This window comes from Streptomyces sp. NBC_00859, from assembly GCF_045161865.1.
Taxonomy (GTDB): Bacteria; Actinomycetota; Actinomycetes; order Streptomycetales; family Streptomycetaceae; genus Streptomyces.
This window is the reverse complement of sequence record NZ_CP108826.1, coordinates 469,366-486,344: the sequence shown is the minus strand read 5'-3', so window position 1 is coordinate 486,344 and position 16,979 is coordinate 469,366. Positions and strand designations below refer to the sequence as shown.

The following is a 16,979-nucleotide window of genomic DNA, read 5'->3' as shown; positions in this document are numbered from 1 at the left end:
CCGCGCGGCCGCCGTCCCGCACCCGACAAGCCCTCCGCGAGGACCCCGTGCCACCCACCGACTCCCAGACCTTCGCCGCTGTCGACCTCGGCGCCTCCACCGGGCGCGTGATGACCGTCCGGGCCGGCCCGGACGTGCTGGACCTGACCGAGGCCCACCGCTTTCCCAACCGGCCCGTGCGCACGGGCGACACCCTGCACTGGGATGTGCTGTCGCTGTACGCGGGCGTACTCGACGGGCTCCGGGCTGCCGGTCAGGTGGCATCCGTCGGCATCGACAGCTGGGCCGTCGACTACGGGTTGCTCGACGGGGACGGGGCGCTGCTCGGCAACCCGGTGCACTACCGCGACAGCCGTACGGACGGCGTGGCGGAGCAGGTGTGGCAGAAGGTGCCGGCCGCCGAGCTGTACGCGGCGACGGGGCTGCAGTACGCCCCCTTCAACACGGTCTACCAGCTGGTGGCCGCGCAGGGCACCGCACAACTCGACTCGGCTGAAAGCCTGTTGCTCATCCCGGACCTGCTGTCCTACTGGCTCACCGGCCGGCCGGGCACCGAGCTGACCAACGCCTCCACCACACAGCTGATCGATCCGCGTACCGGTGACTGGGCCCACGGCATCGCCGAGCGGCTGGGCATCGGCCTCGGGATGTTCGCGCCACTGCGCCGGCCCGGCGACCCGGCGGGTCGGTTGCTGCCGCACGTCCTGGAGGAGACCGGCCTGACCGGGCCTGTTCCGGTGACCGCTGTCGCCTCCCACGACACCGCGTCCGCCGTGGCCGCGGTGCCCGCCACGACGGAGCGCTTCGCGTACATCTGCACCGGCACCTGGTCGCTCGCCGGTCTGGAACTGGACGCGCCCGTCCTGAGCGAGGCGAGCCGGGCCGCCAACTTCACCAACGAACTCGGCCTCGACGGCACCGTCCGCTACCTCCGCAACATCATGGGCCTGTGGCTGCTCCAGGAGTGCCTGCGTGCGTGGGGTGGCCCGGACCTCGCCCCGCTGCTGCGGGACGCGGCCGACGTGCCGCCGCTGAGATCCGTCGTCGACGCGGGTGACACCATGTTCCTCGCGCCGGGCCGGATGCCCGAGCGGATCGCCGGCGCCTGCCGGGCTACCGGGCAGCCCGTGCCGGGCACCCATGCCGAGATGGTCCGCTGCATCCTCGACTCACTGGCCCTCGCGCACCGCCGTACGATCGGCGCGGCCGTACGGCTCGCCGGCCATCCCGTCGATGTGGTGCACATCGTCGGAGGCGGGGCCCGCAACGCGCTGCTGTGCCAGCTGACCGCCGACGCGTGCGGCCTCCCCGTCGTGGCGGGCCCCGCCGAGGCGGCCGCCCTCGGTAACGCTCTCGTCCAGGCGCGCGCGTACGGCCTGCTCGGCGACCGGGCCGCGATGCGTGAACTCCTGGCCCGCACCCAGCCGTTGGTGCGTTACGAACCACGGGGCAACGCCACTGCGTGGTGTGCCGCCGAGCGCCGGGTGCACGGCCGGTGATGTACAGCAACCCGTCCGACGACCGAAGCAATGGGGCTGCGATGCGTGTGGCGCTCTTTCTGACATGTGTCAACGACACCCTCTATCCGGACACGGGCCGCGCGGTGGTGAGACTGCTGACCCGTCTGGGTGTGGACGTCGACTTCCCGATGGGCCAGACCTGTTGCGGGCAGGCGCACTACAACACGGGATACCGCCACGAGGCCGAGCCGCTCGCCCGGCACTTCGCCGAGGTGTTCGGTGAGTACGACGCGATCGTGACCCCCTCGGGGTCGTGCGGAGCCATGGTGCGCGAGCTGTATCCGCGTATGGGCTCACGATCCCGGGCCGAGGGCCGTGGTGCGGACCTCGCAGCGGTGCTCGCGCCGGTGGTACCGAAGACGTACGAGCTCACCGAGTTCCTGGTGGATGTGCTCGGTGTGACGGACGTCGGCGCCCACTACCCGCACCGGGTGACCTACCACCCGACCTGCCACGGCCTGCGCTCCCTCGGTCTCGGTGACCGGCCGCGCAGGCTGCTCGAAGCCGTCAGCGGCCTCGACCTCGTGGAACTGCCCGGCGCCGACGAGTGCTGCGGGTTCGGCGGCACCTTCGCCGTGAAGAACTCCGCGGTGTCGGCCGCGATGGGGCACGACAAGGTGCGCAGCGCGGAGTCGACCGGTGCGGAAATCCTGTGCGCCGCGGACAACTCCTGTCTGATGCACATCGGCGGCACCATGACCCGGCTGCGTACGCGGATACGTCCAGTCCACATCGCCGAGATACTCGCGAGCACGGAAGAGGAGCCCCTGATATGAGCGGCACCTTCGTGGGCATGCCCGCGTTCCCTGACGCCGCGCGCGAGGCCGTCGGCAACCCGACGCTGCGCGCCAATCTGCGGCACGCCACCCACACCATCCGCGACAAGCGCGCCCAGGCGGTCGGTGAACTCGCGGACTGGGCGGAGCTCCGCGAGGCGGGAAAGCAGATCAAGGACCATACGCTCCGCCACCTCGACACCTACCTGGAGCAGTTGGAGAAGTCGGTCACGGCGGCCGGCGGTCAGGTGCACTGGGCGGCCGACGCGGAGGAGGCCAACCGGATCGTGACAGGTCTGGTGCGGGAGACCGGCGAGACCGAGGTCGTCAAGGTCAAGTCGATGGCCACCCAGGAGATCGGGCTGAACGAAGCGCTGGAGGCCGAGGGCATCCATGCCTATGAGACCGACCTGGCCGAACTCATCGTGCAGCTCGGCAAGGACCGGCCGTCGCACCTTCTCGTACCGGCCATCCACCGCAACCGCGGCGAGATCCGCGACATCTTCGAGCGGGAGATGGGCGAGTGGGGGCGCCCGGCCCCCGAAGGCCTCACCGACACGCCCGCCGAACTGGCCGAGGCCGCGCGGCTCCATCTCCGTGAGAAATTCCTTCGCGCGAAGGTCGGAATCTCGGGCGCCAACTTCATGGTCGCCGAGACCGGCACGCTGGTCGTCGTGGAGTCCGAGGGCAACGGCCGGATGTGCCTCACGCTGCCCGAGACACTGATCTCGGTCGTCGGGATCGAGAAGACCGTGCCGTCCTGGCGCGACCTGGAGGTCTTCCTCCAGACGCTGCCCCGCTCGTCGACTGCCGAGCGCATGAACCCGTACACCTCGATGTGGACCGGCACCAACGGCTCCGCCGAGGCGGACGGGCCGCGCGTCTTCCACCTGGTACTCCTCGACAACGGCCGCACGGACACCCTCGCCGACGAGGTCGGCCGTCAGGCTCTGCGCTGCATTCGCTGTTCGGCGTGTCTCAACGTGTGCCCGGTGTACGAGCGGGCCGGCGGACATGCCTACGGCTCCGTCTACCCCGGCCCGATCGGTGCCATTCTCAGCCCCCAACTGCGCGGAACCACAAGCGAGATCGACGCGTCGCTGCCGTACGCGTCCAGTCTCTGCGGGGCCTGTTACGAGGTGTGCCCTGTCGCCATCGACATCCCCGAGGTCCTCGTTCATCTGCGGGAGCGCGTCGTGCAGGGCGGTGATGCCACCCGCGACGGTGCGAAGGTGACAGTACGGCCCGCCAAGGGGCACACCGCCGAGCGGGCCGCGATGCGGGCGGCACGCTGGGCCTTCAGCCGGCCCGGAGTGCTCCGGGCCGGCCAGCGGGCCGCCTCGCGTACCCGCCGGTTCCATCCTCGGAAGCTGCCGGGACCCGGCCGTGCGTGGAGCGGGACCCGGGACCTGCCGCAGCTGCCGGGGGAGCCGTTCAGGGACTGGTGGCAGCGCACTCAGCGAGGGAAGACCGGCGGGGAGGGCACGGTATGAGCAGCAGGGACGTGGTCCTGGGCCGGGTACGGCGGGCGCTGGGCACGGGGTCCGGCGGACAGCAGCCGCCGGAGCCGTACGAGAGGGCCGTCACCCGGGGCTATCTGCGCGAGCACGGTGAGCGCACCTGCGGACAGACCGTGGAACTGCTCGCCCGGAACCTGGCCGACTACCGGGCGGTCGTACACCGTACGGAGGCGGGAGAGCTGCCGGACCTGCTGAGCCGGCTGCTCGCCGCGAACGGCTCGCGGACGGTTCTGGTGCCGCCCGGTCTGCCGCCCGGGTGGCTGCCCGGCGCGGGCCCGGTCCGCGTCCGGGACCTCGCAGCGGACACCCCGGCGCGGCTCGACCGTACGGACAGCGTCGTCACCGGCTGCGCGGTCGCGATCGCCGAGACCGGCACGCTCGTCCTGGACGGCGGACCGGACCAGGGGAGGCGCAGGATCACTCTCGTCCCCGACCACCACATCTGTGTCGTACGGGTCCCGGACCAGGTCGTCACGTCGGTCCCGGTGGCGCTCGAACGCCTCGACCCGGCACGTCCGCAGACCTGGATCTCCGGCCCGTCGGCCACGAGCGACATCGAGCTGGACCGGGTCGAGGGGGTGCACGGTCCGCGCACGCTGGAGGTGGTGCTGCTGGGCGGCTGATGTCGCCGTCCGTAGCCGTCAGTGCGGGCGCAGGCTGGAGCGGCGCACGATGAGTTCCGGCTGGAGCACCACTCGCCGGTGCTCGTGGCCCTCGCCGTCCATCGCGTCGATCTCCGCCAGGAGGAGGTCACCGGCGATGGCGCCCATGGTGACGGCGGGCTGCCGTACGGAGGTGAGCGGGACGGCAGCGGCAGCCGCGAACTCGATGTCGTCGTAGCCGACGATCGCCACGTCCTCGGGGACCCGTACCCCGGCCGCGTACATCTCCTGGAGGACACCGAGCGCGAGCAGGTCGTTGGCGCAGACCACCGCGGTGGGCCGGTCGGTGAGGCCCAGAAGCCGGGCACCGGCGTCACGGCCCGCCGTCACATCGAGGCGCCGGCTGGGCAGTTCGTGCAGCGCTGCGGCCGGCAGGCCGGCTTCGGCGAGGGCCTGGAGTGCGCCGGCCCGGCGGTCCTCGACCTGCTTGAGCGCGGGCGGGCCGCTCACATAGGCGATGCTGCGGTGGCCCTCGGCGACGAGGTGGCGCACGGCGAGGGCTCCGCCGGCGACGTCGTCGACCGAGACCGAGCACTCCGACGTGCCCTCGGACACCCGGTCGACCAGGACGAACGGGATGCCGTGGCGGCGGAAGCCCTCGATGTTGCGGCCCGTCGCGTCGGCAGGGGTGAGGAGCAGTCCCCGCACCCGCTGTTCGGCGAAGAGGGACAGATACTCGGCCTCCTCGGCGGGGCTCTGGGCGCTGTTGCACACCATCACACCGAGTCCGGCCGCACGCGCGGTCCGCTCGGCGCCGCGCGCCACGTCCACGAAGAACGGGTTGCCCATGTCGAGGACGAGCAGGCCCATCATGCGGCTGTCCCCTGCGCGCAGCTGCCGCGCGGACTCGCTGCGGACGTAACCGAGGTTCTTGATGGCCGACAGGACGCGGGCCCGGGTGGCTTCCGCGACGGCATCCGGGCGGTTGATGACGTTCGAGACCGTCCCCACGGAGACCCCGGCGGCGCGGGCGACGTCCTTGATACCCACGGACGATGTCATCGGGCGGAACCTCCAGCAGAGCGATCAGTGTCAGGAGCAGGGGTACTGCCCGTGATCCCCCGGTGAGTTTACGTGGGGAGCGGCCGCCGGCGGGCTCACCCGCTCCGAATGCGGCCGTCTCGCCGCACAACCGCCGTGCGGCGGTACCTCATGCGCCGGGCCGCTCACCCGAAGTCCGCTGTCACACGTTCTTCATCCTCCGTGCATGGTCTGCCGGCGGGGCCGCGCAGATGATTGGCTCCACTCGGGGAGCGGAGGGAATCCGCCTCGCCCGCGCTTCTTCCGGTTCGCGTCGAGCGGGCCGACCGAATGGAGACACCCGTGCCTTTGACCGTCCGGCGTGCCCGCGCGAGACGTTCCGGCGTCCGGCGTCCCACGCTGCAGGCCGCCCTGCTCGCCGCAGCGGCCCTGCTGGTGTCCGGTATGCCTGCCGCCGCCGCCCCTGCCGCGCCCTACACACCCGTACCTCCGGCCAACCCGTACGCGGGGCCACCGGGAACCGCCACCATGCACGGCGACACGGGCTCGTCCGACACCACCCCGCTCGCCGGTCCGGGCGCCGGAAACCTTTCGTCCGAGCGGAACGGGCTGCTGTCCGCGTGCCCCACCGTGCTGGTCGGGTCCGACGACTACCCCGTGGCCCTGTGCACGCCCATCCTCGGCCAGGTGCCCACGGTGCATCTCCTCGATCCGCACACCGGTGCCTCGCTCACCACGCTCGCCCTCACCAAGGGCTCACTGCTCGGTGGCGTATACGCCTACATCGACAACCTGAACCGACTCGTCGTCGTCGACGGCAGCCGCTCGCTGCTGCGCATAGGGCACCACCGTGACGCCTCCGGCACATGGCGGCTGACCGTCGACAGGAGTCTCTCGCTGGCCTCGGCCGTGCCCGGGGACGACGCCGTCACGGGCCTCTCGCCGGACTGGCAGGGGCGTGTCTGGTTCGCCACCGGCGGTGGCGTGGTCGGTACCGCGGACGACACCAGCGGGACGGTGCGGTCCGTCAGGCTCCCCGCAGGCGAGCGGATCGCCAACAGCATCTCGACCGCCCCGCAAGGCACGGCGGTGACCACCACGCACGCCACCTACCTGCTCAGGGCGTCCGCCGACGGCACGCCGACGGTCGCCTGGAGGCAGGCGTACGACCGGGGCCAGGCACGGAAACCCGGCATGCTGAGCTGGGGCAGTGGCTCCACACCCACGTTCTTCGGACCCACCGACGGCACTGACTACGTCACGATCGTCGACAACGCCGACTCCGCGGTCGCGCTGAAGGTCTACCGCACATCGACCGGTGAGAACGTGTGCTCGGTCCCTGTGCTCCTCGCCTCCCACGGCCCCGGCAGCGAGAACTCCCCGATCGGGGCGGGCCGGAGCGTCTTCGTCGCCGGCACCTACGGCTATCCCTATCCCGCCGTGCCCGAAGGCGCGGGCGACAGCGTGCCCGCCTCCGCGCCCTTCGCGGGAGGGCTCAGCCGGGTGGACGTCCGCGCCGACGGATCGGGCTGCGACCTCGTCTGGGACAACAAGGTGCGCTCGGCAGCCGTACCGAAACTGTCCACGGCGGACGGGAAACTGCACACGGTGCTGCGCGATCCGGTCATCCCCGGTACCACAGGGACCAGCTTGCTCGACCCGTACCGGTATGCGGAGATCGACCCGTCCACGGGGCGGGTCCTCCGCAGCAAACTGCTCGGAATCGGGGCCCTGTACGACACACTGCAAATGGCCGGGACCGTGGCACCGGACGGCGCCTACCTGCAGGGCACGGTCACGGGCATCCTCCGGATCACCGCGCAGTGAGACCCGGCTGAGAACGGAGTGCACTGCGAACCGGAGAAGGCTGTGCCGGCCCAGCCATGGTCTCCGTCATCAGGCCAGTGCCTGTCAGGCAGGTCGTGCGCATATGGCACGGCAGCCGCGGACGAAGGCATCGGCAGTGCCGTCAAGTGGACTGCTGGGCCGGGCGGCTCCGATCCGACTGGGGGAATGCCGGCGTCCGGACGTCACATCGCCGCCGGACCGGCTCGCCCGTGGGTCCTCACCCGGCGGACGACCGCCCGACCGCGTACTGCGTGTCGGCTGCCGCGAGTACCGCCCCGGCAAGATCCTCGACGGACCGGCCGTCTCCCGCGTCGATCCGGTCGAGGCCCAGGCCGTTGACGTCGTCCAGCATGAGCGTCTGACAGCGCACGGTACGAGCCAGGAATTTGTCCATCAGGTGCCGTTCCCCGCCCGAGGCGCCCGCGTAGCGGCCCGCCTCGTGGATCCGGGTGCGGATCACGGTGTCCGCCGCGGTGAGCCACACGGCGGCCGTCCGAGGGGTCGTCAGGCCCGCGACCCATGCGGGCCACAGCCCCGACCCCTCCAGGACCAGGCCCGCACCGCTGCCCCGGCCGGCCGCGGCGTCCGTGATCAGCTCCTGAACACGGGGCCACAGCCGTTCGTAGTGGTCGAGAACAGACGCGATCAGCTCGTCGACCGTGAGCGACCGGTAATGCTCCGCCACGTGCGTCGGCACCTGCCGCTCCGGCGTCCGCCAGGGCCGCCCGGGGTGACGTGCCAGTCCGTCGGTCGACCGGTACGCGAACCCCAGTGTCTCCGCCACCACTTGGGCAACCGTCGACTTCCCGGTGTTCGATGTACCGCCGATCAACACCACCCGTACGCTGTGCATGTCGGCGAACCCTACAGACAGTTGCGGCATGCCGGGCGCTGTCACACACGAGCGGGAAGGGCCGGACGCCGGTTCCGCGGCTCGCGGCACCGAGATGGCGGGGACGTAGGCTCCCTGCCATGGATCACGTCGATGCGAATCCGGAACGGCTTGCCGGAACGTGGCAGATCGTGTGTTCGTCGTTTCCCATGTGGCTCGGGGGAAAGCGCACCGAGCCCACATTCACCTACACACCGCTGCCCGGCGGGGGCCCGGATGCGCCCAGGATGCGGGACGAGGTGGGGTACCGGGCGCGCGGCAGGTCACGCCGTATCCCGGGTACGGACACCCGGCTGACCTCCCGCCCCGGCACGGTCTACCGCTGGCGGGGCAGAGGCCTGCTGGTGGCGCTGACTAGTGTGTGGGAGGTGCGGGAGATGGGCGAGGACGACGCGTGGGCCGTCATCGTCTTCAGCCGGTCACTGCTCACGCCCGCCGGAGCCGACATCGTCGTCCGTGCCGACCGCGTCACCGACCGTTCCGTACTTACTCGGGCGCTGGCAGCGGGCACCCGGTACGACGCCGAGGCGCTCCCGCTGCAACTGCCGGAACCCGGACCGGCGTCGGATTGACGCGACAGCCGTACCTCTCAGCGTGACGCTGAGCCCAGGTCGCGGTCCAGCGCGGTCGGCAGCCGCTCGGACACCTCGTCGCCCAGCCGCTCGAACTCACCCTTCAGGAACGGCGTCGCGAAGCGCGCGACTCCGTGAAAGGCGATTCGCGCGCGGTACGTCAGCCGCGTGCCCTCGCCCTGCGCCTCGACGCTCAGATCGTCGGTGGACGTAGCCGTCTTGTTGCGGCCGGTGAACACCAGCCGGTCTGCGTCCCGCTGCGTCAGCGTGTAGCGCAGCTCGGTCCGCCGCCCCCGGAACTCCGAGACGTTCTGCCACTGTGCGCCCACCACCAGGGGGCCGGAGCCGACACGCCGGCAGCTCACCGTGCCCGGGTCCCAGCTTTCGGTCCTGGAGAAATCAGCCAGGTAGGAGATGACTTCTTCCGGGGAATGAGCCAGCTGGATGACACGTTCGACCTTGATCACGCTGTTCCTCTCGGATGGGGCAGGGGCCGAGCCCTCGCGTACAGGAAACAACACCAGTACCCCGCCCCGGAGGGACAAACGTCGTCGTACACCCGTACGCAGGGGCGCCGGTGGCGCCTGCCCGCCGTCCACCCGGGCGGCCATCGGCCGCGCCGCCCGTCGTCGCGCGGCCACGGTCCGCGCCGGGGGCCGCCCGCCTTCGGGCTCGGGGGAGTCGGAAACGGAGGGCACCCGTGTCGAGGTGCCCTCCGCCCTTTCGCGCCGTGCCGTGGGACCGGCTCCGGGCAGCGGTCAGCCCGTAGCCCGGTCAGCCGGCGGTCCGGCGCCTCCGGTGGAGCAGCCAGGCGCCGGCGCAGACGATGGCCGCCGCGAGGCCGCCGCCCGCGAGTTCGGCCGATGTGCCCGACGGGGCGCGGTCCCCGGTGGGCGCCGCCGATGCCCCGGTCGGAAACCCGCCCAGCTTGCCCGCCTTCTGATAGGCCGACCCCGGCATCTTGTCGGCGTACCGGCCGTGCACGAGCTTCTGGTAGGCGGACAGTGAGGCACCGGCCGCGCCGACCTCGTGGCGTGCCGAGTTGTTCAGCGGCAGGACACGGCTGCCGTGGACGCGGTACCAGGAATCCGTCTGCGGTTCGGAGAAGACCAGGTCGCCTCTGCCCCGCTGCGGGTAGGCGGCCTCGTCCGAGCCGGAGATCCTGTTGATGACGGACCAGCGCCCGGTGTGCTGGTTCCTGCCCACCCAGACGCTCGCTTCCCTGCCCTTGGCCGAGGTCGCACCGACGGCCGCGAAAGCGAACCGTGCGACCGGCGCCCCGGCCGAACTGCCCTTGACGAAAGCGGGATTGAGAACGAATACCGCTTGGGCCGTACTGGAGAGGCGGGGATGCTCAGCGGCCGACGCGGCGGCCGGGGCCTTCTCGGCGTGCGGCACCAGGCCGGTGCCGCCGGCGGCCCGGGTGTCGAGATGGGCGAAGAACGTGGACAGGCTGTCGACTGCCTGCGGACCGGATGCCACCGACGCGGCACCTGCCAGGTCGGCTTTCGACGGTCCGGGCACGGAGGCTGGGCCGGACGCGGCGGAGGCGGTGCCCGAGGCCAGTGCCAGGGCTGCCGCCGCGACCGAGACAGCGAGCAGCCGGGAACGGGTGCGGGGGTGCGATTCGCGGTGGGTCATCGTGCGCCTCAGCTCTCGCCGTAGAGTGACTGGCCCCACTGGAACTGGGAGTTGCTGACGTAGGAGTTGTAATCCATCTCGCCGTACCTCGGGTTGGTGGGCCACGGGTCGGCGTACATCAGTGACTGGCTGCTCGCGTCGTACCCGTACAGGACGTTGGCGTGCCCGCCACCCGCGGTCCAGTAGATGCCGACCTCGACGGGGGAGCCGGCGTCGACCGACTGCGCCACGGTGTTGAAGGAAGCCGGTCCTGTGACCTGTCCGACGTCGCTCATACCGGTCCCGGACCAGCCGTTCTGCACGTCGGTGAGTTCACCGGGCTGGTTCGGGCAGGGGGACCCGGCGGGGAGGCCGCGGGCGTAGTCGCAGAAGGTGTTCTGGTTCACGCCGCTGCCGTAGCCGAGGAACTGGGCGATGGACAGACCGGTGGCGTCCCAGCACCACTCGTCCTGGGTCTGGGTCAGTTCGCTGAAGTCGAGCCGACCGGCAGCCGATCCGGACGGCGGACTGTGATCGGCGGCCGTGGCGCTCGCGGCGCACGGTATGAGCAGTCCGACGGCAGCAAGGCCCGCCGGGAAGAGGTTCCGGCTGCGGCGTCCGGAGACCGGAGCCGAAGCGGCAGGGTCCGGCGGGGTGCCGCGTTTCCGCAGAGCCATCGTCACTCCTTGCGTGGGGGTGGAGGTGGGATGTGACTGAAACGTCTGGACCGTAGGAGTCCCGGAACCCGCGCGGCACCCCTTGCGACGGAGAACAAGGGGTTCCCCCGCAACGAGCGGAAGGCCGCGGTCCACACCTCTTGACTGCCGATGCCGTGCGCGTCACCATTCACCACCGGCAGGGAATGGACAGCGGCGGTCGCTGACATCGCCGGTGCTCCCGGCGAGATGGGGACGCATGTTCAACGCCGCGCAAGGGGAACGCAGCGACGTGCTGGAGCGGCTCGACGCCGAACTCGCGACGCACGGAGGCGCCCTGCTGCACGGTCCCGTCGGCATCGGCAAGAGCTTCGTCGCCCGGTCATTCGCCGGGCGGCGCCGCGAACACGGCGACCTGGTGCTGTTCACCGGACCGGAGGATGCCGAGAGCGAGCTGGACCATTCGGCACTCGCCGACCTCTTCCGTAAGGTCACCGACGACCGGCTCCTCGTCCTGCCGGAGCCCCAGCTCTCGGCCCTGCGCCAGGCACTGCGCCGGCAGGAGACACCTCCGAAGGGCCCCGATCCCGTCGCGCTGCGCCTCGCCGTACTGTCCATGCTGGGGACACTCGGCGCCACACGTCAGGTCGTGCTGGTGATCGACGCCGCGCACCAGGTGGACCGCGCGAGCGCCCGGCTCCTTGCTTTCGCCGTCCGGCGCCTCGACCCGGCACACGTGCGGATACTCGTGACCGAGACGACCATGCCCGGCACCGCGCCCGTGGCCGGCCCCGCACTCTGCCCGGCAGCGGCCCGAGAGGTTCTGCTGCCGCCACTGTCCTTCCCGGAACTCGCGGTGCTGCCGGGCCACCCGGGGCTGCCGCACTGGCTGCTGCGTGCCGTGTACGAGGTCAGCGCCGGGAACCCGCTGTTCGCCCTGGAACTCACTCGCGCCGTGGCCACCCTGCCTGAACTGCCCGTCAGGGAGGAGCCCCTGCCGCTCACCGGACAGCTGCGGGCCCTGGTGGGCGGGCCCCTCGGCGAGCTCGATCCGGCCACCCGGTGGGTGCTTCTGCTGACGGCCGTCGCCGCCCGGCCCACGCTCCGGCGTCTGCGCCGGGCAGTCGGCTCTCCCGCGGACCCCGGCCGGGACCGGGAGCGGGGGAGGGCCCTCGCGCCGTGTCTCCCAGGCCAGGCGGTGCACGAGGGTGACGTCGACCGGGCGGTCGCATCGGCGTGCCGGGCCGGACTGCTCACCGTCAAGGGCGAGTTGTTGTCCTTCACGCACCCGATGGTCGCCGCCGCCCTCCAGAGCTGCGCCGCCGAACGCCGGGCGGCGCACGCGTTGCTGGCGGGGACGGAGACCGACCCGGTGGAGCGGGTACGGCATATCGCGCTGGCGACCTCGGGGCCGGATGGGCAACTCGCCTCGGCCCTCGCGGCAGGCGCGGAGCAGGCGCGCCGCCGCGGAGCGACCGGGACGGCCGCGCTACTGGGCAGGCTGGCCGTCGCACGGACCCCGGCCGACCGCGGCGCACTGGTCGCCGAGCGCACCCTGACCGGTGCCCAACTGGCGTACGACGCGGCCGACTACGAACTCACCCGGGAGCTGGCACGCCGCGTCCTGTCCGGCAGGGCGTCACCCGCGCAGCGAGTCCAGGCCTGCGTCCTCGTCATCCACGCCTCCAATCAGGACCTCCACGAGACGGCGTATATCTTCGACGAGATGCTGGTGAGCGCCGGTGACGACCTGGGGCTGCACGCGCAACTGCACTACGCACGCGCACTTCGGGCGCACATCACGGACGGTGAGACCTCACTGGCCCGGGTCGAGGCAGCGCGTGCCGCAGGGCTCGCGTGCCGTGCCCAGGACCGTACGACGGAGCTCATGGCGCTGTCCCTGGAGGCGTTCACCGCCGCCGTGCTCGGACGCGGCGACGCCCGGCAGCCACTGGCGCGAGCGCTTTCGATGCCCCAGGACAGCGGTCTCTCCGGTGGTCACAACGGCCCGCGGGCCATCAAAGCGAGACTGGACCTGTTCGCGGACCGGCACGGCGAGGCCGCTGCCGAGCTGGCGTCCCTGCTCCAGCGCGCCAGGGACAGCGGCACGGTGGAGGACGTGATCTTCCTGCTCTGTGCCCTGATCGACGTGGATCTGCGGGCCGGCCGCAGTGCGGCAGCCCTCACGTCGGCCGACGAGGTCACCCGTCTCAGCCGCGAGATCGGTGTCTGCCACGGTCCGGTGCTCCACAGCGTCGCACTTGCCGAGGCGGCGGGCGGTGACCTGACGCGGGCGGCCGCGCTGGCCCGTGAGGGCGTCCGGACCTCCCTGGCCAGGCACGATCAGATCTTTTTACCGCTGGCCCTGTGTTCGCTCGGACATGTGCAGCTCCGGTCGCAGGACCCCGCGGGTGCGGTCGAGAGCCTGGAGAGGGCACGCGAGATCGCCGAGCGGCGCGGCATCGTCGACCCGCTGGCTGTTCCCTGGGCCGTCGACCTCGCGGAGGCGCTGGTCGCCGTCGGTGAGTACACCCGGGCCGCGGCCCTGACCGGCGCGGCGCTCGCCGCAGCCGAACGGCTGGGCCGCGGCGGGGTGGCCGCATCGCTGCGCCGCGCCGAGGCGTTGCAGGGTGCTGCGGCCACCGGCAGGGACGGCGCGCGGCAGGCGGTCTCCGTACTGCGCCAGGCTGCCGACTGCCACCGCGGGCACGGCTTGCGCATCGAATACGGCCGGGACCTGCTCGCCCTTGGCGCCGTCGAACGACGCCGTCGCCGTACGACTCCGGCCGCCACCGCGTGGCAGCAGGCTGCCACGGTGTTCCGGGAGTGCGGGGCACACGCCTGGCTGCATCAGGCGACCGCCGAACTCGCCCGGCTGGAGAGGTGTGATGCCGGCGAGAACCCGGAAGGCGGGATCATTCACGCGCTGACCGCCACGGAATACCGGGTAGCCACCATGGTCACGTCGGGTGCGACCAACCGCGAGATCGCCACCAGCCTGTTCCTGGCGGTGAAGACCGTGGAGGCCAACCTCACCCGGATCTACCGCAAGGCCGGCGTCCGCTCCCGTACCGAACTGGGCGTCCTGCTGCACGGACGCACGGCACCTCAGCTCCTCGCGTCCAGGTCTGCCGCGCGTCCGGCAGGCGGCGCCGGGCTGCCTTCGCTCTGAGGCACACGGCAGAGTCGGCTCATCCGAGACCTCACTCCGTGGGCCGGGTGTGCCGGTTACCGGCGGGGGTAGGCGCTTCCCCAGCCGGACAAGGAAGCGCGGGAGACCGAAAGCAGGGGGGCCATGGCAGTTCCGAAAGAGACCGTGCTTGTTCTCGACTGTTCCGAACACGCGGAACTCGCCGAGTTCTACGCCGAGTTGCTCGGAGCGGAAACGCGCATGGGGTCCGACCCGGATGTCATGGAGATCATCGGGAACGACGGTGTCCATCTCGCGGTCCACAGGGACCACGGCTACGCTCCGCCGAGCTGGCCGAGGCCCGATGACGCCTCGCAGGCGCATCTGCGCATCCTCGTGTCCCAGGAGGACATGGACGAGGCCGAACGCGAGGCGATCGGCCTCGGCGCGCGGCCGCTGGACACCAAGGACAACGGAGGCCGGCACGACGTGCGTATGTACGCCGATCCCGCCGGGCACTCGTTCGCTCTCGTGGCCTCGAAGCCTCCTCGGTGAGCACGGCCCCGCGCGGCCCCGCCACCGAGCCGGGCCCGTAGGGGACAGAGGGCAGGGAGCATCCCTCGCCAAACTGTGGCGTTCGCCATACGGCCGTACCACTCGACCGGAGTGGTACGGCCGTACTGCCGTGAGTCCGAGGCCGGCGCCTGCGCTCTCGGGCTCACGGGGCGGGCCGGCCTGGCGCTGAACCCGATCAGTACCGCAATGCAATTGCAGGCCGTGCGTACGGATCCCCCTGCAAATTCGGTGCCGGGAGTGCGTCGGATTGGTCCCTGCCGGATGTAATCCGGAAGTTCCGTCCCTGACATGAATAGGTTCGCAACCCAAGGGCACGCGTTCACCAGCCGTGAACGAACGGCGTACCGGACTTCAGCCGAAGTCCACCGGAGTCCACAAGAAGACGTACGACGGGCGGGATCATGGCAACGACGGAGAGCCAGAACAGCAAAGGCAGCCCGGAGCGTCTTGACATCTCCACTGCAATGCAGCGAGCCGCTGAGCAGCTGGCGCAGATGTTGCAGCGCGAACCCAGCTCCGTGTCCGCAGTGAAGGCCACAGAAGACGGCTGGTCGGCGGATGTGGAGGTGACGGAGATCGAAAAGGTACCGGACACCGCCAGCGTTATGGCCACGTACCGTGTCTCGCTCGACGCACAGGGTCAGCTCTTGGGGTACGAGCGAGTTCGCCGGTATGCGAAGGGCCAGATCGACCGCTGATAACAAATCCGGTCCGGCCGCGGTGAGTTTGCCTCGGCTCCATCGGAAAGGAGTTTCACCATGAGTGTTGTTCAGCAGAGCAGTGCATCGAGCAGTGGCAGTGGAGGCTCGGGAAATCTCTACGATGTCCTGGAGCTCATACTTGATCGAGGTCTCGTCATTGACGCCTTCGTTCGTGTTTCCCTCGTCGGCATCGAAATACTCAAGATCGACGTTCGTGTAGTGGTCGCCAGTGTCGACACGTACCTGCGTTTCGCAGAGGCGTGCAACCGGCTGGACCTGGAATCCGGCCGGAAGGCCCCGAGCCAGCTCACCGACCTGGTCGGGGAGGCGACCGAGAGCGGCGCCAAAGGGAAGTCGAAAGGCGCACTGACGGGCGCCGTCGAAGCGTTCAGCGAGTCCCTCCAGGGCGGCAAGTCGGAGGAGAAGGAAGAGCGCCCGGCGCGCAAGTCCACTTCGAGCAGCCGTCGTAGTTCAAGCCGCCGAGAGGAGTAGTTCGTGTCCACTTACATTTACGCGATCACCGCAGCCGACCACCCGTTGCGCCTTGACGACGCCGTCGGCGTCGGCGAGCCGGCGTCGGAACTGCGTGTGGTCAGGACCAAGCATCTCAGCGCGGTCGTCAGCGACGCGCCCGAGGACCTGAGGGCCAAGCGCCGCGATCTTGTCGCCCATCAAACCGTGCTGGAGGGGCTGCTCGCAGATGGTGCCGCCCTGCCGATGCGATTCGGTCTTGTGGGCCCCGACGACGACCAGGTGCACGCCGTACTCGAGCAGCAGCGTGAGAACTATGCCGAACGCCTCGGTGAAGTCGACGGATGCCTCGAGTACAACCTGAAGATTGCACGTGACGAGCAGGACCTCCTGCTGGAAATCGTCTCCGAATCCGAAGAGGTGCGCGCTCTCAACGAACGCACCCGCCGGAATCCGGGTCAGCAGGGCGACATGATGGCGCTCGGTGAACTGATCTCCAACGAGGTGCAGGCCCGCGAGGAGCGCGAGAGCAAGGAGATCGTGGCGCGTCTGACGCCGGCCGCGGTGCGCGTCTCGCTCGGCGAGCCGACCAAGTCGCACTTCGTGAACGTCTCCTTCCTCGTCAAGCGCGAGGAGAGCGCCGCATTCTCGCAGGCGGTTCACGAGGAGGCCGAGAAGAGGGGCGACGCCTACACCGTCTCCCTCAACGGGCCGCTGCCGCCCTACAGCTTCGTCTGATCCCGCGAGCGAACTACCCGGGTGGAGGACCCCGTCATGGGCCTCATAACGAACATCCTCACTCTGCCGCTGGCTCCTGTGCGCGGAACAGCATGGGTCATTGACCAAGTGATGCTCACAGCGGAACAGGAGTACTACGACCCCGAGCCCGTACGCCAAGAACTGGCAGCCCTGGAGAAGGAGTTGCTCAGTGGCGGTATCGGCGAGGACGAGTTCGACCGTCGTGAGGACGAGTTGCTCGACCGGCTCGAATGGCTCGAGGCCAACCAGCGGCGTCTGCGATCCAACCCCTGACATCAGGGAGAACGAGGTGTAC

General features: G+C 70.6%; 17 protein-coding genes. 12 read left to right on the top strand and 5 right to left on the bottom strand.

All coding sequences use genetic code 11. The features are described 5' to 3' along the window. Positions 1 to 110: 110 nt before the first annotated feature. Genes OG584_RS02265 through OG584_RS02250 form a run of 4 tightly spaced genes read left to right on the top strand, consistent with a single transcriptional unit; the run spans position 111 to position 4,439 of the window. Complete coding sequence (locus OG584_RS02265; RefSeq protein ID WP_405783829.1) at positions 111 to 1,499, top strand: rhamnulokinase family protein; 1,389 nt, start codon at positions 111 to 113, stop codon at positions 1,497 to 1,499. 41 nt (positions 1,500 to 1,540) lie between these two features. Beyond that, positions 1,541 to 2,296 (top strand): (Fe-S)-binding protein, encoded by a 756-nt coding sequence (locus OG584_RS02260; RefSeq protein WP_405774425.1) that lies wholly within the window; start codon positions 1,541 to 1,543, stop codon positions 2,294 to 2,296. Next, on the top strand, positions 2,293 to 3,789 hold the full coding sequence (locus OG584_RS02255) for a LutB/LldF family L-lactate oxidation iron-sulfur protein (protein WP_405774423.1): 1,497 nt from the start codon (positions 2,293 to 2,295) through the stop codon (positions 3,787 to 3,789). The genes OG584_RS02260 and OG584_RS02255 overlap by 4 nt, the downstream gene beginning before the upstream one ends. Continuing rightward, positions 3,786 to 4,439 (top strand): lactate utilization protein C, encoded by a 654-nt coding sequence (locus OG584_RS02250; RefSeq protein WP_405774422.1) that lies wholly within the window; start codon positions 3,786 to 3,788, stop codon positions 4,437 to 4,439. The genes OG584_RS02255 and OG584_RS02250 overlap by 4 nt, the downstream gene beginning before the upstream one ends. Before the next feature lie 18 nt (positions 4,440 to 4,457). Here the strand turns inward: OG584_RS02250 and OG584_RS02245 are convergent, their stop codons facing one another. Then, the gene (locus OG584_RS02245) at positions 4,458 to 5,480 is read right to left on the bottom strand and encodes a LacI family DNA-binding transcriptional regulator (protein ID WP_405774421.1); all 1,023 of its coding nucleotides are present in this window, start codon (positions 5,478 to 5,480) and stop codon (positions 4,458 to 4,460) included. Positions 5,481 to 5,903: 423 nt separating this feature from the next. Between OG584_RS02245 and OG584_RS02240 the strand changes: the two genes are divergently transcribed. Further along, positions 5,904 to 7,286 (top strand): hypothetical protein, encoded by a 1,383-nt coding sequence (locus OG584_RS02240; RefSeq protein WP_405783827.1) that lies wholly within the window; start codon positions 5,904 to 5,906, stop codon positions 7,284 to 7,286. A gap of 238 nt (positions 7,287 to 7,524) precedes the next feature. Here the strand turns inward: OG584_RS02240 and OG584_RS02235 are convergent, their stop codons facing one another. Then, a complete protein-coding gene (locus OG584_RS02235; RefSeq protein ID WP_405774419.1) occupies positions 7,525 to 8,160 on the bottom strand; it encodes a hypothetical protein in 636 nt (211 codons plus the stop codon). A 119-nt stretch (positions 8,161 to 8,279) separates the two neighbouring features. On the opposite strand from OG584_RS02235, the gene OG584_RS02230 reads away from it, so the two are divergent. Continuing rightward, a complete protein-coding gene (locus tag OG584_RS02230) occupies positions 8,280 to 8,771 on the top strand; it encodes a hypothetical protein (RefSeq protein ID WP_405774417.1) in 492 nt (163 codons plus the stop codon). A gap of 17 nt (positions 8,772 to 8,788) precedes the next feature. Here OG584_RS02230 and OG584_RS02225 read toward each other — a convergent pair whose 3' ends face one another. From OG584_RS02225 to OG584_RS02215, 3 genes are all read right to left on the bottom strand, one after another. After that, positions 8,789 to 9,238: an SRPBCC family protein gene (locus tag OG584_RS02225; RefSeq protein ID WP_405774415.1), complete on the bottom strand. Its 450-nt coding sequence runs from the start codon at positions 9,236 to 9,238 to the stop codon at positions 8,789 to 8,791. 307 nt (positions 9,239 to 9,545) lie between these two features. Next, positions 9,546 to 10,412 (bottom strand): hypothetical protein, encoded by an 867-nt coding sequence (locus OG584_RS02220; RefSeq protein WP_405774413.1) that lies wholly within the window; start codon positions 10,410 to 10,412, stop codon positions 9,546 to 9,548. An 8-nt stretch (positions 10,413 to 10,420) separates the two neighbouring features. Beyond that, entirely contained in the window at positions 10,421 to 11,068 is a 648-nt protein-coding gene (locus OG584_RS02215; protein WP_405774411.1) for a papain-like cysteine protease family protein, read from the bottom strand. A 238-nt stretch (positions 11,069 to 11,306) separates the two neighbouring features. On the opposite strand from OG584_RS02215, the gene OG584_RS02210 reads away from it, so the two are divergent. The 6 genes from OG584_RS02210 to OG584_RS02185 all read left to right on the top strand — a co-directional run bounded on the left by OG584_RS02210 (position 11,307) and on the right by OG584_RS02185 (position 16,957). Further along, the gene (locus OG584_RS02210) at positions 11,307 to 14,219 is read left to right on the top strand and encodes an AAA family ATPase (RefSeq protein WP_405774409.1); all 2,913 of its coding nucleotides are present in this window, start codon (positions 11,307 to 11,309) and stop codon (positions 14,217 to 14,219) included. Positions 14,220 to 14,342: 123 nt separating this feature from the next. After that, positions 14,343 to 14,732 (top strand): VOC family protein, encoded by a 390-nt coding sequence (locus OG584_RS02205; protein WP_405774407.1) that lies wholly within the window; start codon positions 14,343 to 14,345, stop codon positions 14,730 to 14,732. 422 nt (positions 14,733 to 15,154) lie between these two features. After that, on the top strand, positions 15,155 to 15,451 hold the full coding sequence (locus OG584_RS02200) for a gas vesicle protein (RefSeq protein ID WP_405774405.1): 297 nt from the start codon (positions 15,155 to 15,157) through the stop codon (positions 15,449 to 15,451). A 60-nt stretch (positions 15,452 to 15,511) separates the two neighbouring features. Continuing rightward, positions 15,512 to 15,946: a gas vesicle structural protein GvpA gene (locus OG584_RS02195; protein ID WP_405774403.1), complete on the top strand. Its 435-nt coding sequence runs from the start codon at positions 15,512 to 15,514 to the stop codon at positions 15,944 to 15,946. Positions 15,947 to 15,949: 3 nt separating this feature from the next. Continuing rightward, entirely contained in the window at positions 15,950 to 16,663 is a 714-nt protein-coding gene (locus OG584_RS02190) for a GvpL/GvpF family gas vesicle protein (protein WP_405774401.1), read from the top strand. A 36-nt stretch (positions 16,664 to 16,699) separates the two neighbouring features. Beyond that, a complete protein-coding gene (locus OG584_RS02185; RefSeq protein ID WP_405774399.1) occupies positions 16,700 to 16,957 on the top strand; it encodes a gas vesicle protein GvpG in 258 nt (85 codons plus the stop codon). Positions 16,958 to 16,979 lie beyond the last annotated feature (22 nt).